Origin of the sequence: Cohnella lupini (assembly GCF_003386205.1) — a bacterium.
GTDB classification, from domain to species: Bacteria; Bacillota; Bacilli; order Paenibacillales; family Paenibacillaceae; genus Cohnella; species Cohnella lupini.
Window position 1 is genome coordinate 39457 of record NZ_QRDY01000020.1, and the last position, 18503, is coordinate 57959.

General features: G+C 53.3%; 18 protein-coding genes and 1 riboswitch. Of the genes, 10 read left to right on the plus strand and 8 right to left on the minus strand.

All coding sequences use genetic code 11. From position 1 onward, the window contains the following. Positions 1–39: 39 nt before the first annotated feature. Together DFP95_RS23095 and DFP95_RS23100 are read left to right on the plus strand one after the other, a co-directional pair. On the plus strand, positions 40–552 hold the full coding sequence (locus DFP95_RS23095; RefSeq protein ID WP_115995057.1) for a DUF1648 domain-containing protein: 513 nt from the start codon (positions 40–42) through the stop codon (positions 550–552). 98 nt (positions 553–650) lie between these two features. Continuing rightward, positions 651–2573 (plus strand): ABC-F family ATP-binding cassette domain-containing protein, encoded by a 1923-nt coding sequence (locus DFP95_RS23100; RefSeq protein WP_115995058.1) that lies wholly within the window; start codon positions 651–653, stop codon positions 2571–2573. A gap of 69 nt (positions 2574–2642) precedes the next feature. Here DFP95_RS23100 and DFP95_RS23105 read toward each other — a convergent pair whose 3' ends face one another. The 6 genes from DFP95_RS23105 to DFP95_RS23130 all read right to left on the minus strand — a co-directional run bounded on the left by DFP95_RS23105 (position 2643) and on the right by DFP95_RS23130 (position 7109). Beyond that, entirely contained in the window at positions 2643–2948 is a 306-nt protein-coding gene (locus DFP95_RS23105; RefSeq protein ID WP_115995059.1) for a hypothetical protein, read from the minus strand. A 131-nt stretch (positions 2949–3079) separates the two neighbouring features. Further along, positions 3080–3388, minus strand: coding sequence for a hypothetical protein (locus DFP95_RS23110; RefSeq protein ID WP_115995060.1), 309 nt, complete (start codon positions 3386–3388; stop codon positions 3080–3082). 20 nt (positions 3389–3408) lie between these two features. Further along, positions 3409–3795 (minus strand): antibiotic biosynthesis monooxygenase, encoded by a 387-nt coding sequence (locus tag DFP95_RS23115; RefSeq protein ID WP_115995061.1) that lies wholly within the window; start codon positions 3793–3795, stop codon positions 3409–3411. An 87-nt stretch (positions 3796–3882) separates the two neighbouring features. Next, positions 3883–4854, minus strand: a complete 972-nt coding sequence (locus DFP95_RS23120; protein WP_115995062.1) for a 2,3-diaminopropionate biosynthesis protein SbnB — start codon at positions 4852–4854, stop codon at positions 3883–3885. A gap of 30 nt (positions 4855–4884) precedes the next feature. After that, positions 4885–5853 (minus strand): 2,3-diaminopropionate biosynthesis protein SbnA, encoded by a 969-nt coding sequence (gene sbnA, locus DFP95_RS23125; RefSeq protein WP_245987899.1) that lies wholly within the window; start codon positions 5851–5853, stop codon positions 4885–4887. Then, a complete protein-coding gene (locus tag DFP95_RS23130) occupies positions 5850–7109 on the minus strand; it encodes a phenylacetate--CoA ligase family protein (RefSeq protein ID WP_245987901.1) in 1260 nt (419 codons plus the stop codon). Before DFP95_RS23130 ends, sbnA begins: the two co-directional genes overlap by 4 nt. Before the next feature lie 142 nt (positions 7110–7251). Here DFP95_RS23130 and DFP95_RS23135 point away from each other — a divergent pair, with 142 nt between their 5' ends. The 8 genes from DFP95_RS23135 to DFP95_RS23170 all read left to right on the plus strand — a co-directional run bounded on the left by DFP95_RS23135 (position 7252) and on the right by DFP95_RS23170 (position 16694). Further along, complete coding sequence (locus DFP95_RS23135) at positions 7252–8037, plus strand: YheC/YheD family protein (RefSeq protein WP_181907571.1); 786 nt, start codon at positions 7252–7254, stop codon at positions 8035–8037. A 152-nt stretch (positions 8038–8189) separates the two neighbouring features. Next, positions 8190–8537 (plus strand): TFIIB-type zinc ribbon-containing protein, encoded by a 348-nt coding sequence (locus tag DFP95_RS23140; RefSeq protein WP_115995108.1) that lies wholly within the window; start codon positions 8190–8192, stop codon positions 8535–8537. Between the two features lie 611 nt (positions 8538–9148). Continuing rightward, positions 9149–10015, plus strand: coding sequence for an ABC transporter ATP-binding protein (locus DFP95_RS23145; RefSeq protein ID WP_115995063.1), 867 nt, complete (start codon positions 9149–9151; stop codon positions 10013–10015). A 60-nt stretch (positions 10016–10075) separates the two neighbouring features. Beyond that, positions 10076–11113, plus strand: coding sequence for an ABC transporter substrate-binding protein (locus DFP95_RS23150; RefSeq protein ID WP_484014455.1), 1038 nt, complete (start codon positions 10076–10078; stop codon positions 11111–11113). Continuing rightward, positions 11110–13218 (plus strand): Fe(3+)-hydroxamate ABC transporter permease FhuB, encoded by a 2109-nt coding sequence (gene fhuB / locus DFP95_RS23155; RefSeq protein ID WP_342768282.1) that lies wholly within the window; start codon positions 11110–11112, stop codon positions 13216–13218. Before DFP95_RS23150 ends, fhuB begins: the two co-directional genes overlap by 4 nt. A gap of 107 nt (positions 13219–13325) precedes the next feature. Further along, the gene (locus DFP95_RS23160) at positions 13326–14288 is read left to right on the plus strand and encodes an AAA family ATPase (RefSeq protein WP_115995065.1); all 963 of its coding nucleotides are present in this window, start codon (positions 13326–13328) and stop codon (positions 14286–14288) included. Positions 14289–14290: 2 nt separating this feature from the next. Beyond that, a complete protein-coding gene (locus DFP95_RS23165) occupies positions 14291–15394 on the plus strand; it encodes a DUF58 domain-containing protein (RefSeq protein WP_115995066.1) in 1104 nt (367 codons plus the stop codon). Continuing rightward, a complete protein-coding gene (locus DFP95_RS23170) occupies positions 15387–16694 on the plus strand; it encodes a DUF4129 domain-containing protein (protein ID WP_181907572.1) in 1308 nt (435 codons plus the stop codon). Before DFP95_RS23165 ends, DFP95_RS23170 begins: the two co-directional genes overlap by 8 nt. A gap of 136 nt (positions 16695–16830) precedes the next feature. Here the strand turns inward: DFP95_RS23170 and DFP95_RS23175 are convergent, their stop codons facing one another. Beyond that, positions 16831–17325: a C40 family peptidase gene (locus tag DFP95_RS23175; RefSeq protein WP_115995068.1), complete on the minus strand. Its 495-nt coding sequence runs from the start codon at positions 17323–17325 to the stop codon at positions 16831–16833. A 4-nt stretch (positions 17326–17329) separates the two neighbouring features. Then, positions 17330–17469: riboswitch (cyclic di-AMP (ydaO/yuaA leader) on the minus strand. 210 nt (positions 17470–17679) lie between these two features. After that, complete coding sequence (locus DFP95_RS23180) at positions 17680–18492, minus strand: hypothetical protein (protein WP_115995069.1); 813 nt, start codon at positions 18490–18492, stop codon at positions 17680–17682. Positions 18493–18503: the final 11 nt, after the last annotated feature.

Consider the following 18503-nt stretch of genomic DNA (forward strand, 5'->3'; position numbering starts at 1 on the left):
GGTAAAATAGAAGAAGAAGGATGTCGGGAGGTTATCGGTATGAGGTATGGGGGAAAAAATCATCGGATCGAGATCGACGTTCCTGCGACGCGTTTGGAGCGGGGGCTTGCCATTCTCGGTTTAATCGCATTAATAGGGTCATTCGCGTATATTTGCACGCAATGGTCAGGGTTACCCTCTACGGTTCCCATCCATTTCGACGGGAAGGGGAATCCGGACGGATGGGGCGGCAAATGGATGCTGTTCATCCTTCCGGTGGTTTCTTGGCTTCTGTACGGCGGTTTATCGAAGCTATCCCACTACCCCCACCTCTATAATTATCCGGTTCCGATCAAGGAAGAGAATGCTTTGGCCCAATATGCGCTGGTCAAAAAATATCTGGCTTGGACGAATCTGGAGCTGGCGTTCTTATTCAGCTATATCGGTTGGGCAACGGTTCAGACGGCACGCGGAGATGCGGCCGGAATGGGGATCTGGTTTTTGCCGACCGTTCTCGTCGTTATCTTCGGTACTTTGGCCTTGTATCTTATTCGCGCGATAAAATTGAAATGAGGCTTCCGCTCGACGGCGGCTCACGGAAACCGACATCTATTTGTGTTATGATACGTAGGATCGTTTTTTGAATTTTATCGCTTAAGAGGGTTGATGACATGCATTTATTGTCCGTTGAAAATATATCGAAAAGCTATAGCGAGAAAATCCTGTTCGAGGACGTCACGTTCGGAATCGAAACCGGGGACAAAATCGGGATCATCGGCGTTAACGGGACGGGGAAGTCCACGTTGCTGAAGGTCATCGCGGGGCTGGAATCCGCCGATTCCGGCAAAGTGTCGATCGGACGCTCGGTCGTGCTCCGGATGCTGGCGCAAGACCCTTCGTTCGCGCCGGAAGAAACAGCGTTAGAGCATGTGCTCGCAGGGGATTCTCCGCAGTTGAAAGCCGTGCGCGATTACTCGGCGATTATGGCGGAGTTGGCTTTGAATCCGGAGGAGACGAAGCTGCAAGAGCGCTTGATCGCCGCGAATCAGAGGATGGACGAGTTGGATGCGTGGCAATTGGAGAGCGAAGCCAAAACGGCGCTAACCAAGCTCGGCATCCACAACTACGACGACAAGGTATCGACGTTCTCGGGCGGGCAACGCAAGCGCGTAGCGATGGCTGCGGCGCTGTTGCAACCATCCGACGTGCTCATACTTGACGAGCCGACGAACCATATCGACAATGATTCCGTCGCATGGCTCGAAGGGATGCTGCAGAAGCGCAGAGGCGCTTTGCTGATGATAACGCATGATCGGTACTTCTTGGACCGCGTCAGCAATCGGGTCATCGAGCTTGATCGTGGCAAGGCTTATTTCTACGAAGCGAATTACAGCCGGTTCCTGGAGCTTAAGCTGGAGCGGGAGGAACGGGAGGTCGCATCGGAAGCGAAACGCCAGAATTTACTGCGCAACGAACTGGCATGGATCCGCCGCGGCGCCCAGGCGCGTTCCACGAAGCAGAAGGCGAGAATCGATCGGTTCGAGGCACTGAAGGAGCAAGGGCCCAAAGCGAACGGCGCGAAGATGGACGTCTCGATCGCATCTTCGAGGCTGGGCAGGAAGATCATCGAGATCGAGCATCTGTCCAAGCGCTTCGGCGAACGGACGCTGATTAACGATTTGAGCTATATCGCCGTACCGGAAGACCGAGTGGGCATTGTCGGCCGCAACGGAAGCGGGAAGTCGACGTTGCTCAAGCTGATCGCGGGGAAATTAACGCCCGACGGAGGTACGGTCGAGCTGGGGACGACGGTCAAGCTCGGTTGGTTCAGCCAAGAGCACGAAGAGATGGACGAGTCGCTTAGGGTGATGGAATATATCCGGGAAGGCGCCGATCAGGTCAAGACTTCCGATGGATCGACGATATCCGCGGGCCAGATGCTGGAGCGTTTTCTTTTCGAGCCGGCGATGCAGTGGTCCGTTATTTCCAAGCTGTCCGGAGGAGAGAAGCGTCGGTTGCAGCTGCTGCGGGTGCTAATGAACGCGCCGAACGTACTGCTGTTGGATGAACCGACGAACGATTTGGATATTGCCACGCTTACGGTGCTCGAGGATTACTTGGACGATTTTCCGGGAGTCGTCGTTACGGTTTCCCATGATCGATATTTTCTGGATCGCACCGTCGAGCGCATTCTCGCTTTCGAGGGCGAGGGGGTCGTAACTCACCACGTCGGCAATTACTCGGAATATCGCGAATTCGCCGAAAGGCAAGAGGCGCAGAAGCTTGCGGCTTCCGCACCAGCCAAGCCCGCCGCGACTTCCAAGCCGGAGAGCAAAGAGGCGCGTCCGGTTCTGAAAATGTCGTATAAGGATCAGAAGGACTTCGAGCAAATCGACGGATGGATCGAGGAAGCGGAGGAAGGCCTGAAAGCGGTGGCCGGGAAGATGGAAAGCGCAAGCAGCGATTCCGCGCTTCTGCAGGAGCTGGCTGCCGAGCAGCAAAGGCTGGAGACGAAGCTGGACGAACTGCTTGCGCGGTGGACCGAGCTTAACGAGCTAGCGGAACAGATCGAGGCCAACAAAAGCGGGAAGTGACATTGGCTTCCGTGCAATAAAAAAGCGATGCCCTCTTCGTGAGAGCATCGCTTTTTGCTGGTTTATGCTTTAAGTATGAAGTTGGATATATATCGATAGCCAGATTACGAACGATAGTAGTAGCAGAGTCCTTGTGCGATTGGCGGTTAGCTTCCGCACGGAGCCGCCGAGGAACCACAACCTCTGGGCTAGCACGTTTCGATGGCATACGTACAGGAGGATGAGATTCGACGTCAACAGTCCGATTAGTATGGGCAGACTCTCGGGCAATTCCCCCAGTAGCGGTCGCTGAATTCCGCCCAACACTCCCAAGCCCAAGCACAAATAAAGGATGCTGTATGCCGTATGGCTAAGCCGTGCTAACTGATGTCTCATCGCCTAATCTCCTTGAACAAGCTTTGAAATAAACGGCCCAAACCGGGTAATTCTCGCCATAACCGTCGAAGCGCACGGAATTACCCTCTCAAACTGGGTAATTCTCGCCGCAGCCGGCAAAACGCCCGGAGTTACCCGCCGAAACCGGGTAATTCTCGCCACAATCGACGAAACGCCCGGAAGATACCCGCCGAAACCGGGTAATTCTCGCTCCAACCGACGAAACGCCCGGAGTTACCCGCCGAAACCGGGTAATTCTCGCCGCAACCGGCAAAACGCAAGGAGTTACCCGCCGGAACCGGGTAATTCTCGCTCCAACCGACGAAACGCCCGGAGTTACCCGCCGAAACCGGGTAATTCTCGCCGCAACCGGCAAAACGCAAGGAGATACCCGCCGAAACCGGGTAACTCCCACCGAAGATGGAAGTAAGCAGGTTCAACCGACGACAGCGCCATGCTGTTAAGCCTCCGGGAAGGTAAAAGCCACTTCATGCACGCTAAGCTTAGCGCCCAGCATGATGCCGGCGCCGGGCTTCTGCGGCTGCTCGCCCTGGCCATGGCCTTGTCCGTGGTTAGGCTGGCCCTCGGCCGCGGCTGCATCCGGTTTCGGGCGCGAATGAGAATGGGCCTGCTTGAAGGCATCGCTGTTCACCCAGCCGTCGAAGGCTTCCCGGTTCTCCCAAGTGGTGCAAACCTTCAGCTCGTCATGCTCTTCGCCGGCTTCGGTCAACAGCTCCATGCGGATAAATCCCGGCGCGTGTTGAACGCCCTTCGGGTTTTTGAAACGTTCGACGATTTCGCCGACGTGGCCTGATTTGATTTTTATCGTATTGATCGCGACTATCATCGTAATTCCCCCTTCGCAAGTGGTTGCACTTATACAGTGTAACAAACTTGCGAAGCAATCCGAAATCGACGAAGCGCTCCCAGCGGATTAGTAATCCTCCAGACTAATCCCAATGCCCGACTGCACCGCGAGACGCCAATAATACGCGGCCAAAGTCATGTCGAACGCGGCCATCCCCATCGGATTGAAGAAGACGGGCTCAGTCGAAGCCAGCAAGGACAAAGCTTCCCCGTAGACGATATCCCGTAAGCTCAACGTATCTTTTTCCGCCAAACCTGCATAGTCCCGAAGCTGTTCGATATCGGTATTCTCGCGGCATACTTCGTGCCAATTATCGACGACGATGGCTTTTACCGAGCTTACGCTCTCGGGCATGTACTCGCGCAAGGATATATTCATTAGTAGCGAGCCGGGTAAAGGAGGCCGGTCGATATATCTCGAGGCGGAGGAGGTACAGGTGAAGAAAATGTCGCTATCCCCATACACATCCTGCCACGAACCCGCGATTTTCGTATTCTCTTTCGATGCTCCAACTAGCTTAACCGGATCGATGCCCTTAAGGTCAAACAGCTTCACGCTCTCTACTTTATCGCCGAACAAAGAATGGACCATATCCATATGCCTTCGTCCGATAGGTCCCCACCCGATCAAGCCGATCCGATATTTATGCTTGCGCTCCAACGCGAGATATCGCCCGAGCATGACCGCGCTGACGGCGGCCGTTCGCAGCTCGCTAAGCATCGCGCTATTAATGACGGCGATCGGGATCCCGGTCGAAGGGTCGTTAAGGATGATCGTGCTATGCGCCCTGGGGATTCCGAGGTCCGTGTTCCCGGGAAAGCTGGCAATCCACTTGATGCCGCTGACGTCCGTTTTTCCTCCAACGTAGGAGAGCATGGCAATGATACGGTTCCGCGGGTTCCCGAACCGCAAATAAGGCTTGAGCGGCTGGACGACTTCCGGAGTTCCCATCAGATCCAGCGTCGATTCGATCTCCGCAACGAGCGCGGACCAATCGATTCCCAGCTCGCGAATATGTCCGTCGTTCAAATAGATCATTTCGAAGCACATCCTTTATCAGGTGAGGAATTAGCCTCTCACATTCCGGTCGACCCATTCCTCGTCGTATACCGTGTCCAAATAACGATCTCCGCGATCGGGTAGAATAGCCGCGCATATAGAGCCTGCCGGAATCTCGTCCTGCATGGCGCGAATCGCCGCAATAACCCCGCCCGAAGATGCTCCCGTCATAATCGCTTCGGATCTAACAAGATCTCTGCACCCATCGACGCAATCCCGCTCGGATACGTAAATGACTCTGTCTATCAACTCCGCGCGATTAATCGAAGGCGGGAGCGCCGCGCCTAATCCGGGAAATTGCCGGTGGCCTTTCGTGCCGCCGAAAATAACGCTGCCCTTAGCATCGACGGCAACGATCTTCGTGGGTAGTCCGCTTTCCTTCAATCTCTCCGCGCAGCCCCTTATCGTGCCGCACGAGCTGACTCCGCAAAATAAATAATCGATATGGGGAAGTACTTCGATGATCTCCGGCATCGTCGTATGGTAATGCGAAGAGTAGTTGTTCGGGTTGCCGTATTGGTTGGTCCAGTAACAGTTTCCGATTTCCTTCTGAAGCTGTTTCACGCGCGAGATGCGAGCCGGCAAGTAATCGCCGCTAACCGGGTCGGGAGCCGTTATCATTTCGATCTCTCCGCCGAGCGAACGGATAAGCTTAAGGTGGGTTTCCGTCGTCCGGGGATCCACGATGCAGATGAACCTAAGGCCCAGGTACCGGCAAATCTGCGCCAAGCTGACCGCCATATTGCCGGAACTGGATTCGACGACCGTCGTATCTTCGCGGATTTCCCCGGATCGGATAGCCTCCCGAATAATGAAGAGGGCGGGACGATCTTTGGCGCTTCCGCCGGGATTCATCATTTCGAGCTTGCCGTATACCCGAAAAGGAGCATTCGGGAACAATCGCCGTAAAGGCACGAGCGGTGTTCGGCCAATCGTTCGGCATATGCCGTCCAACCTATCGATTTCCATCGCCGTCATTCGCCCTCCCGATCGTAGAAAATTCTTTTGTGCTTCAGCACGGAGCCTTCGAAAATCACTTCGGAAGGGATAACCCTTAAGGCATCCAGCATTCCGCCGCGTATCATGATTCCGATCTCGGGAATACGCTCAAGCAGATCGCGCTCGATTCCCGAGTATATCTCGGGACTTTTATTCTCGCTGTCGATGAGTACCGTAAGCTTGTTGCCGCTAACCCGGATGCGCACTTTCGCTTCGCGGAGGTGACGATAGACGACGTCTTCGATGTCGTAGACGCTGATTTTTTCCCCGTGCTTGAGGTCCGGGCCGATCCGTCCGACGATTGCCTGAAAGCTTTGCGTCCATTGGCCGTCGACGAGAATCGGTCTCAAATCCCTCACGATGTCGTAGGTGACATACCGCAATGCGGGAAATAAATCGCGAACGTAAGAGCTCAACACGAGAACGGATTCCCCGTCGCTTAAAGGATCCATATCGGGAAACAAGGTTTCGGCGGATACGCCTTCGGCTTCGATGCCTTCGGCGAACAGATATCTGCCATGATCATGAGAGTAATAAGCGATCGTGCCGATCTCGATCGAACCGTAGGTGTCCGTGATATCGGTTTCCGCCAGACGCAGCCGCTCCGACACGCTCCGTAGCCAGGCCGGAGAAGCGCTTTCTCCCACTAGGATGACTTGCCGAATGCCATAGGAAGCCGGGTCCTCCGCGGATGAGGATAATATGTGATCCAAGATGGACGGCATCGTGTATAGGACATGGGGGCGAAATTCCCGCAGTTTGTCGATGTGAAGCCCGATCGGCTGGCGAAAATCGATAGATTCGACCGACATTCCTATGCTTGTGAATATTTCAGGCGCAGTACTGGCGGCATGGCCGGTACCCATGTCCGACAAAGCGGTAACGACACCGGAATTCAGAAGAATTCGTCGGAAGATATCGGATTTAATTCTGATGTAGTTCAGTTCGTCTTCCTCGGAGTAGTAAATGGTTTTGCGGCGAAGAGAGCTGGTACCGGATGTACGGTAGAAGGTGGTATTGAGTTGAAGCTGGGGCTCGAAGGGCGGGTCGGGCTGGTAGTAATGTTGCTCTAACAGCTCGGACGTGAGGAGCGGAAGTTGGCTGAACGATCGTATTTCAGTACTGTCCGAAACGTAATCGGCAATGAGTTGCCCGTACCAGGGAAAAATATCAAGAACCCGGGATACCTTGCGAAGCCGGAAATCGTCCAATATCGTTCCCTCCGATGCGGCCATGGGATGTTATCTCATGATATGTGAGGGGAGCCGGCATGTTCTTGTTTTGGCCGTAGGCGGCAGCCCCTTCCTTCGTTCGGACATTTCCATACAGTATGTTAGGAGAGAATGTCTACTCGATAATAGGGAGCTGGTCATACGAGTGAATAAGCAGACCGCGATACACAACAAGTGGATTAAGACCCGAATTATGAATAGATCAGCCTCCCTTGCCGCCCATATTCCCACGACTTGGCTTTTATCGGAAGAGGCCATGAAACGAATGCTGGATAGTCGCGGCATGGTCTACGTGAAGCCGGTAACGGGTTCGCTGGGCATCGGCGTCATGAAGATCGAGAAGCTGCGGGGGAGTTGGCTTGTGCAGGATGGCCGAACTCGCAGTTTCTATTCCTCTTATAAGGCGTTGTATAAGTGGCTCCGCAAAAGGATAAACGGTAAGCCTTATATGGTGCAAAGAGGGATTCGCATGCTTAAGGATCAGGGTCGACCGATCGATTTTCGGGTTATGATTCAAAAAGGGCGCAAGAACGGTTGGAAGGTGACGGGGGTGGCCGCAAGGGTCGCTCATCCGCGCTTGGCCGTAACGAACGGAAGCCAAGGCGGGAGCATCCATGGTGCTCGATCGATACTAAAGCGCACGGCAGGCTCCGATAACGCATCCCGACTGTTAAAGAAATTTAATTATTTGGCGCATTTGACGGCGCGGGAGCTTGGCAACGTGTATCCGCGAATGCAAGAGCTTGGCTTAGACATTGCCGTCGACGATAATCATAGGTCATGGATTCTGGAAGTGAACACGAAGCCCGATCCTTGTCCGTTCACCAAATTGGACGACACCTCTATGCTACGGGAGATCGTGCGATATGCTCGAGGCTACGGCAAAACCTACGAGTTGAAGTGCATGAAAGCGAGAAAGGGAGGCGGATAGTCGGCTTCTATTAGCTAAGGAAACGGCGATAAGGAGCCCTTTTTTCCCGGATTGGGGCTCCGGATTTTCCAATTCCGAGAAACCATGCGCATGATATTCCGTATTAAGGAGGGGAAATGAACTTAGGATATGAATACGAGGAGGAAAATGAAATGAATTGTCCTGTTTGCGAAGGCTCTCGCATGAGAGAAGTGGAGAAAAACGGCATACTCATCGACGTTTGCCCTGTCTGCAAAGGGGTGTGGCTAGACAGAGGAGAACTGGACAAGCTGATGGTAGACGTTCGCGAAGTCAAGCAAGATTATAACGAATGGTATTACGGCGATAACGATAGTCCGCGACAGGATGCTCCTAGGCAACCGCAACAGCCTTACAATCCGCCGCAACAGCAGCAATATCAATCTCAACATGGCCATTCCCAGCACGGTCATTCCCAATATCCTCCGTATAAGAAAAAGAAAAAGAGCGTCATGGACGTTTTCGGAGATTTGTTCGATTAAGCTCGTTAATACGACAACCGTTCGACCGTTCGGCTTCTAGCCGGACGGTTTTTTTAATTTACATATCAGACTTTCATGCCGCTTACCGTCCCAAATCTGGCGAGACCTTTTAACTGCTGTGATCAGAAGAATGGAGGTAAAGATTAGAGGTGGAGGTGGGGTGTGAGTCACCCTTATCAAATACGATGGTTTTCATTGTATTTTTGAAGCTCGTTCAAAAATTAATCTGGATAAAGATATTTTTTATTCCTATTGGGCTCCGTTTGATCTATTCCTTTCATAAATTCGATCAATAGTGATGTTCTTCATCCTACTTTGATTGCAACAGCGCTCAAAAGCTCCAATAACGATGATTACCATTCTACTTTCTTTGATCTCAACTTGATAGCTGACTCACTTTTAATCAAGACTTACAGCAGAACATGCATTAATCTCGAAGTTAAGGACGGTGAAGCCGTTTTTTCTTATGTTGGCTTCGTTCATTAAAGCGACCTAAATTCAATTTAAACGGGAAAATCCTGCTCTTTTTCATTGACATCGATAATGAGAACCATTATCATTCAATCGTAGAGTAATTGAGAATCATTTTCAGCGAAGGATGGGATGCGACGATGTCACGCTTAAGCACAAATCAGTTATGTCTTGCATACGGCAGTCGGCAAATTGTGCTGGAACTGAATTTGCATGTGCCTGACGGCCTGATAACCGCGCTGGTCGGCGCTAACGGATCAGGCAAATCGACTATTCTGAAGTCCATGGCCCGTATCCTTAACCCTGTTCAGGGCGGAGTATATTTAGACGGCAAGCTTATTCACCGTCAACCGACGAAGGAAGTAGCCAAGCAACTGGCTATTTTGCCGCAAAATCCTACCTCTCCGGAAGGCTTGACGGTTCGCGAGTTAGTTTCGTTCGGGCGATATCCCCACCAGAAGGGCTTCGGCAATCTCTCCTCGGAAGACAACCGCATGATCGAATGGGCATTGCAGGCAACGGGAATGACGATGTTCAGCGGCAGGCCGGTCGACCAACTGTCGGGCGGTCAGCGTCAACGGGCATGGATCGCCATGGCTTTGGCGCAAGGAACCGAAGTGCTGCTGCTCGACGAGCCCACGACGTTCTTGGACATGGCTCACCAGATGGAAGTCATGACCTTGTTGGAGAAGTTGAACAGGGAACAGAAGCGCACGATCATCATGGTCGTTCACGACTTGAACCACGCCTCCCGATACGCTCATCATCTCGTGGCATTGAAGGACGGAACGGTTCTGTACGAAGGACAACCGGAGGTCGTTATGACATCCCGGATGCTGCGCGAGGTGTTCAACATCGACGCGGACGTTATTCCGGATCCGCGCACGGGTGCTCCTCTATGCCTGCCTTACGGGTTAGCTGAGGAAGAAGGCGCGACTCAAGACGCCATCATCGGCGGTTCATCGCTTTCCGAAGAACGCGAGGATAGAGTTCAAGCATTGGCATAAGTTTTAAGCGGTTCATACTTAATTTTCTAAAAAAACCACTAATCTAGGGGGCTATTTGCTGTGCGCGCATTCAATAATTCGAGAAATTCAATGGTTATGATCATCCTTGCATTCGTCCTTGTCCTTACGGCTTGCGGCAATAAAGAATACAACGAAGCAGGTGCTACGGGAACGTCTTCTCCAGCGGCGTCCGAGCCTGCAGTATCCGAATCCGCCGCTTCCAATGAAACCCGCACGTTCAAACACGTGATGGGAGAAACGAAGATCACCGGAATTCCGCAACGCGTCGTCGTATTGGAATGGACGCATGCGGAGGACGTCCTGGCGCTTGGCGTTCAGCCGGTCGGCATCGCGGATATCGAGAACATGAACAAATGGGTAAGGTTGCCCGTTAAGATCGACGCATCCGCGACGGACCTCGGAGATCGCTCGACGCCGAACATGGAGTTGCTGGCATCGCTTAAACCGGACCTGATCATCGGAACGAAATTCAACCTCGAGAAATCCTACGATACGTTCAGCAAAATCGCTCCTACCCTCGTATACGACGCTTATCCGCCTGAAGGCCAAGGCGATCAGTACGAAGAAATGTTGAATACCTTCAACCAAATCGCCGACGTTCTAGGTAAAAAACCGGAAGCCGAAGCAGTCCTTGCCAACCTAGATAAAGCATACGAAGCCGCTAAAGCGAAAGTCGTGGCCTCGGGCAAAGACAAGATCCCGTTCGTCTTGGCTATGGCATATAGCAATCAGAACGCGGTAACGTTCCGGTTGTCGACCGACAACTCCATGGCGGTGAAAATTCTTGAGCATATAGGTCTAACTAACGCGTACAAAGCTCCGCAATTCGAAATATACGGATTCACGACGGCCGACGTAGAAGCGTTGCCTACGCTGCAAGACGCCAACTTCCTTCATATGATTCAAGAAAGCGACAACGTGATCGAGAATCAATTGAAAGACAATGCGGTATGGAAAGGGCTTAACTTCGTCAAGGAAAACCGCATCTTTGCTCTAGGCGGAGATATGTGGCCATACGGCGGCCCATTATCCGCGCAAATCATGGCCGAGACTACGGCAGACCTGCTTAGCAAGTGAGTCTCGCCAATAAACGGATAGCACCTGCTACAGCTTCCGTGCCCGACATCCATCCAGCCCAACCCGCTAGCGTAGGGATGGGCTGGGTGCCGTTATGGGTGCTGCTCGGAGGGCTGGGTGCCTTGCTGATTCTTACATTCGTCAGCTTGACGCAAGGATTGGCTGATATTTCCGTCCGTACCGTCATTCAGGCGATCGTCTCCCCTCAAGACACGATCGACCATAATATGATTCGCGGAATCCGATTGCCGAGAACGGTTATGGGGTTATTGTCCGGAGCGGCATTGGCCGTCGCGGGAGCGTTAATGCAAACGGTCACCAGAAATCCGCTCGCTTCCGAGACGACGCTAGGCGTGAATGCCGGCGCCTACTTGGTCGTCGTTGCTGGATCGATCTTCATGCCGACCGTCCTCCATCAATATTCGCTACCTTTCGCGGTTGCGGGCGGAGCGTTGGCGGCTGCTGCCGTATATGCTCTTGGAGGCGGAAGGAGAGGGACCCCGATTCGGATCGCGTTATCCGGCATGATCATTACATTAGTGCTCTCTTCGTTTACGAGCGCGTTGATCTTGTTAAACCAAGAATCGGTTAAAGGCGTTTTCCTGTGGGGAACGGGCTCGCTAACTCAGAATAACTGGGATGGCGTGCAATTCTCTTGGCCTTGGATTGTCGGAGGCATTGGCGCGGTTTGCTTGGCGGTTCGCCATCTGGACGTGCTTATGTTAAGCGAAGAAACAGCTCGTTCGTTAGGGCAGAAGGTTGCAGGGACGCGGATAATCGCCATGGCGGTAGCCATTCTGATCGCTTGCGTGAGCGTGAGCGTCGTTGGTCCGATCGGATTCATTGGATTGATAGCTCCGCATGTCGTACGCATGTCGGGGATGACCAAGCATGCTTGGTTGATCCCGGTGAGCGCGCTGTGGGGAGCGGCCATCTTGGTCGGAGCGGATACGATTGCCCGGGTGTTCGTGGATGCCTACGGCGAGCTTCCCGCGGGAGCGATTACCGCGATGATCGGAGCTCCGTGGTTAATCTGGCTTGCGCTTAGAATATCGCGCAAGGTTCAAGCGAACGCAAGCATCGGGGGATCCTCCATGAGCGTCGGCAGCTTACAGGAAAGGATTCCCTATCCGGTGCTTGTCTCCGCTTTAAGCATACTATTAGTCGCAATATGGATTCTAAGCTTGACTAGCGGAACGTTGCATATCCCTTTATCGGAAGTGCTTGCCGTATTATCCGGAAACGGCGACGAGATGTTCCGGCAGATTTTGCTGGATTTCCGCCTGCCGCGCCTTCTCGTAGCCGGCTTAGCCGGCATGGCTCTCGCCGCGAGCGGGAGCCTGCTGCAGAGCGCCGTTCGTAACCCGCTTGGCGATCCGCAGGTCGTCGGCGTAACGGGAGGGGCCGGTGTCGGCGTATTGCTGCTTATGGTCGCTATCCCCCAAATCTCCATAGGGTGGCTGCCCGTGGCGGCGGTCCTTGGAGGGCTGCTGGCGGCGGCTATCGTCTATTCCGTTTCCTGGAGCAGAGGTCTTAATCCGACGATGTTAACTCTAGTCGGTATCGCGGTATCCGCCGCCGGAGCGGCGATCATTAATCTTCTGGTTATTCAATCGGAGATGGAAGTGGCGCCCGCGCTGGCTTGGATGGCGGGAAGCACGTACGGCCGGGCTTGGCCGGAGGTGTGGCAGATGGTCCCGACCGTGCTAGTCCTCCTGCCGATCGGCTGGTGGCTAGGGCGTAAAGTCGACCTGCTGACCTTCAGCGACGAGAGCTCGACGGGCCTCGGCTTAAAGGTGCGACGCGTAAGGCTGTACGTGGCGATCGTCGCCGTATTATTGGCTACGATGTCGGCGGCCAACGTAGGCGCCGTCGGTTTCATCGGACTGCTTGCCCCTCACGCGGCCAGAATGCTGGTAGGCTCCCAACATCGCCGCTCGTTCGTGATTTCGGTACTGCTCGGAGGAGTATTGCTGGCTTCCGCGGATTGGATCGGCAGAATCGTCATCATGCCGAGAGACTTGCCGTCCGGAATCGTGACGGCATTGATCGGCGCGCCATATTTGGCGTTCCTGATGTTCAAATCCAGTCGAAAAGGGATTTGATCGAGGCCCGTCTGTGAGTTACCCTAATAAAAGTTGTGACATGTACAGTTCACGCCCTTCTCCGACATTTGATAAAATGTAGAAAACGGAGGAGGGTGTTTTTTCTCGTGGATAAACAATCATTAGAGCGGAAGCTTGCCGCCGTCGTCCATAACGTGAACGAGGTAGTCGTAGGTAAAGAACGGGTGTTGGAGCATTTGTTGATCGGGTTGCTGTCTTCCGGTCACGTCATTCTGGAAGACGTTCCGGGTACGGGAAAGACGCTTCTGGCCAAATCTCTGGCTAAGTCGCTGGATTGCCAGATGCGCCGCATCCAATTCACGGCCGATTTGCTTCCTTCGGACGTAACCGGAATCAATTTCTATAACCAACAAGCCGGGCGGTTCGAATTGCGCCAAGGCCCCGTATTCTCGAATGTTTTGCTGGCGGACGAGCTGAATCGGGCGACGCCGCGCACGCAGTCCAGCTTGCTGGAATGCATGGAGGAACGCCAGGTGACGATAGACGGAGTCACCTACCCGCTGGAGTCGCCGTTCATGGTCATCGCGACGCAGAACCCCATCGACAACCATGGAACGTTCCCCCTTCCCGAAGCCCAGCTTGACCGCTTCATGATGTGCATCTCGATGGGTTATCCGACGCAGGAGGAAGAACGGGCGATCCTAAGACGATTCACCTCGGGCAATCCGCTAGAATCTTTAGCTCCGGCCGTGAGCCAGAAGGAAATCCAAGAGCTGCAAGCCATAGTGCCTACGGTTCACGTAAGCGAAGAGGTTTACGATTATTTGATCGCTATCGTAACGGCTACTCGAAGCCATTCCGAAATATCGTTCGGAGTTAGCCCGCGCGGAAGCTTGCAGCTATTGAAAGCCGCCCAAGCGCGCGCGCTGATTCGCGGAAGGGATTTCGTCGTTCCGGACGACGTCAAGGCTCTGATTAGGCCGGTGCTTGCCCACAGAATCATTCTTAAAGACACGTTCCGCGGCGAAGCGAACCGGGCAGGACCGCTCCTCGACAAGCTGGTTGCGGACATTCCCGTCCCGACGGAACCCGCGCTGGAGTCGAGGTAGGGATGGCGGCCATTCTCTGGATCGTGTTTATCCTGATATTGTTCTTCCTTGCGCAGAGATCCGTCTATCGGCTGTTAGGGTTGAAATCCGTTTCGTATGAACGGACGTTCAGCTCGTCCCGATTGTTCGCGGGGCAAACGGTATGGATGCAGGAAACGATCAAGAACCGCAAGCGGCTGCCGCTGCCGTGGCTTCGGGTGGAGTCCCTGCTTCCCGCGCAATTGGTCTTCAAGCAACGGGAGACGAATATGTCGATCAGTAGCGGCGATCAACTGCAGAATCATGCGAGCTTATTCAGCGTGCCGCCATTTACGGAAATCGTCCGCAAGCACGAGATCATATGTCCGCATAGGGGCAAATATCGCATTACGAGCTATACGTTATCCATTGGGGACATCGTCGGCTTGACGAGCAAGACGATTAAACAGCCGGCGGACTGCGAGGTTATCGTATTTCCCAAGTTAAGAGAATTGAGCGAGCTTCCGGTGGATGCCCGAAGATATTTGCAGAGCATCAGGAGCATGGTCAGTCCGATCATGGAGGATCATTATTACGTCGCCGGAATCAGGCCGTATCGGGCGGGCGATTCCTTTCGGATGATGAACTGGAACGCGACGGCCAAATCGGGCGAGCTTCTCGTCCATAAGAGGGAAAGCATGCAGGACAACGATCTGACGATCCTGCTGAACGCGGAATTGCTGAACGCGGCTCATAACGTTAGGGTGACGCAAGAGCATTTCGAAGAGGCGTTGAGCTATGCGGCTTCCGCCGCGCAGTATGTCGTGAATGGCGGAGGGAAAGTCGGATTCATCTATAACGGAATATCCGAAGGCAACGATGGAGCGGTATTTCGTGCGCCGGCGAGATCCGGTGCGGCGCATATGGACAAGTTGCTGGAGGCGATGGCCGGGTTTCAGCCCGTTACGACCTTGGGTTTAACTTATTTGCTGGTACAACTGATCTCGGAGAGAACGCGCGGACAGCATTATATGCTCGTCTCCGCGTTCATCGATGCGAAGCAGGAGCAGCTCGTTCGACAAATGCGCAATCAGGGGAATTCGGTCGAATTGTTGCTGCTCGGCAAGGAGGTGGCGCTTCATGGCTGAATCTGCCGCAACGGGATATTCATCGCCGATAAGAAGAATCTTGCAACGCATACTAACGGAGTGCTTGATCTGGTTGCCCGTTTGGTTGATTCTCACGGTCAACATGGGAGGATTAGGGAAGCTGGGAATGGTCTTCGGCGCGATGGCGATCTTCGGAGCCGGTCTTGCTCTCCATCTAATGCCCGCCTTATGGCGCCGATTGACGCTGTTGACCGCGCTCTTTATTTTGCTCGCTATAGGTATCGTGCAATATCGAGAGGGAAATCTGCTCCTCTTCCTCTGGCTCGGCGTTCTGCTATGGAGAGGACGTTACCCGAATCTCGGATACTTGCATTACGTTCTGGCGTTCGGAATCTGTTGCACGGCGACTATCGTGACTTCGCTAAACCAAGAATGGTCCGACTATCGGCTGCCGTTAATCCTGCTTGCCTTGATGTGGATCGTAGTTTGGTTTATCTCGCTCAACAAACGGATGATCGATGATGCGGGCTTATACAACGGCATCGTTACGGGACAAGTGAGGAGAGCCAGCCGCAAATACTTATTTATCTTTTTGGCGGCAGGACTGTTGGTCATCGCGATTACCGTGAGTTACGGTGAACAACTGCTGACTCCGAAGCAAGCCATCGATTCGGGGGATAGATGGATCGATCCCGATAAATTCATCCAACCGCCGCAAGAGATGGCGACTCCGGATTGGATGGATCCGAATGATCAGGGCGGCGGTTCCTCGACAATTGGTAAGATACTGTCTTGGATTTTAATAGCGCTTGCCCTTGCCGGGGCAATCTGGCTAGCGAGATTGTTTTGGAAGGATCGGACTTGGACCTGGAGGAAAATCGTCGACACGATCAAGGCGTGGCTGCTACGGGAGAATAAGACGGAGAAGCTGCCGTACGTGGAAGAGCGTAGAAGTTTGGCGAAGGATAAGAAGAAGGGACCGGGGAAATTCGACTCCCTGTTTCGCGGACGGAATCGCGCTCCGGATTGGGATCGGCTCGACAATGCGGATAAGGTTCGGTTTCTATACGAAGAAGCAGTGACGGCCGGAATCGAGCAGGGATACGGGTTTAAGTCGTCCGATACTCCCTCGGAGACGATCGAAGAACTAGAGCGCTGGCTTCCGAGTCGGAAATCGCCGGTCCGAGGAGAAGATAGACAAGCGGCTTATTGGGAATGGCTGTCGAACGTTAGGGGATCGCTGATCAAGCTTTACGAGAAGGCAAGATACAGCCCGAACGAAGTCACGTCCCAGGAAGTGGATAGTTTGAAAGAACGGCACCCGGTCCGAAAAAAATAAAGCAGGATAAATTCTCAATAACAGCTTGTTTCAACTTTAATACCCACGGGTATAAGGAAGATAACGGATCATTTAAACGGAACAAAGGCCCGCGAATGCGGGCCTTTGCCATAAGAATGAGATACTATATCCCGTGTTACTTACTCGCAACCTGAGCGACTTCTTGTTCCGTTGCTACTTTCTCGTACGTCTCCGTGCCCATGATACGACGAGCACCAAGATAGCGTTTAGCGTAGTAGTTATCTCCCAGGGAGGTAATCGTTACGCCTTTGGATGCCGCATGGGCGAATTTGTTGTCGCCAACGTAGATTCCCACATGCGATACGCCATCGCCGCTAGTGTTGAAGAATACGAGATCGCCGGCGCGAAGATCATCGCGTTCAACTTTCTTGCCTTCATCCCAACTGAACATGTCCCTCGAACTACGTGGAAGATCGATGCCGAGCTTCTTCATAACATACCCCGTGAATCCGGAGCAATCAAAGCCGCTTGGAGTCGTTCCGCCGTAAGAATAGTCCGATCCGAGGAGAGGATCAATCGTTTTGTCGAGCTTGGAGTCCGCGAATGCGCTACCCACCTGAACGGCGAGCAGTAGAGCCAGGGAAAGCAGAAATACTGAAACTTTGCGCAAAACAGGTGACTCCTTCCAATGCCTACGAGGTTAGCTGGAGGGTTCGGTAGAAGGTTCCCCTATGGCCACTGTGAAGCGAGGCCAATTCACCCAAAAGATGGTTCCCCCGTTTTCCGGTTTGCGGAAACTCGGCAGTTTTTGATTTCTTAAGTTTATATATTCGGTTATCGTGACGAATTTCCTGCATCTGCTAAATTAGAATTCCCTAATCTTGAGTGTCGAACTAGGAATAAATACCCCCTTTGCGACTAGATTTTTCCCGCCGTTAATAACGCCAAACCCCGGCTACGGCCCTATTAAAGGCGCAACCGGGGAATGTCCCTGTAGAATATTGTCGATGGGGGACAGGACAGCTTACTCCGTTTTAACCCATACCTGATACTGCGCCGCGGAGGTCCACAGCTTAAGCAGGGATCTTACGAAGTGAAAGCTTTGATGCAGCGCAACGGCGAGAAATCCTGACCAGAACAGAGAGACGGCCCAGGCTGTAGCGGATACTGCCAAACCGATGCCGAGCATAAGTAAAGTAATTCCCAATAGCGGGAGCGCCCGGCTAAGCGCTAATCCCAGACCCTTGAAGATTCCTTCCCGAGAGACCGCACCGAACTGCATGAATTGAAACGCGAGGTGAATGATGAACCCTAGAGCTAACCAAGCGGCAGCGTAGGGCAGCAGTCCCTGAAGCCAATTCGTTAAGGAGGGCTCTGAGAAAAACCGGTCTTTGGCTAGCGGAAGAAGCCATATGGCGGGGAGCAGAATCAACCCGTTCTCCAGCCAGTAGAGTAGGGCTACCGGTTTCCACGCCTGTCGCATTCCGAACAATACCCGAGTGCCTCCGGATTCCGTCGCATGGTGGAAGGAATAGTAGACGCCGGCATTGAGCAACGGAGTGAGAACCATTCTGATCAAGAGCAATCCGCCAAGCAGCCAGAGGAACTCGTTAACGAGGTCTGTCTTGAGTATGCGGAATTGCGCTTCGATCAGGAAAAGATGGGTAGCGTCGGAGTTCGGATGACTGTCGGGATAACGCGCGAGAATGGGCGTTACGACCGAATCGACGAACCGGTATAGGAAGAATCCCCAAAGCAGGCGATACAGGAACAGGAGAACCAATACATACTTATGCCGAACCGTCATGTCCCATCCCTTTTTTATTAGTTGACGCATTCTCCGATCAC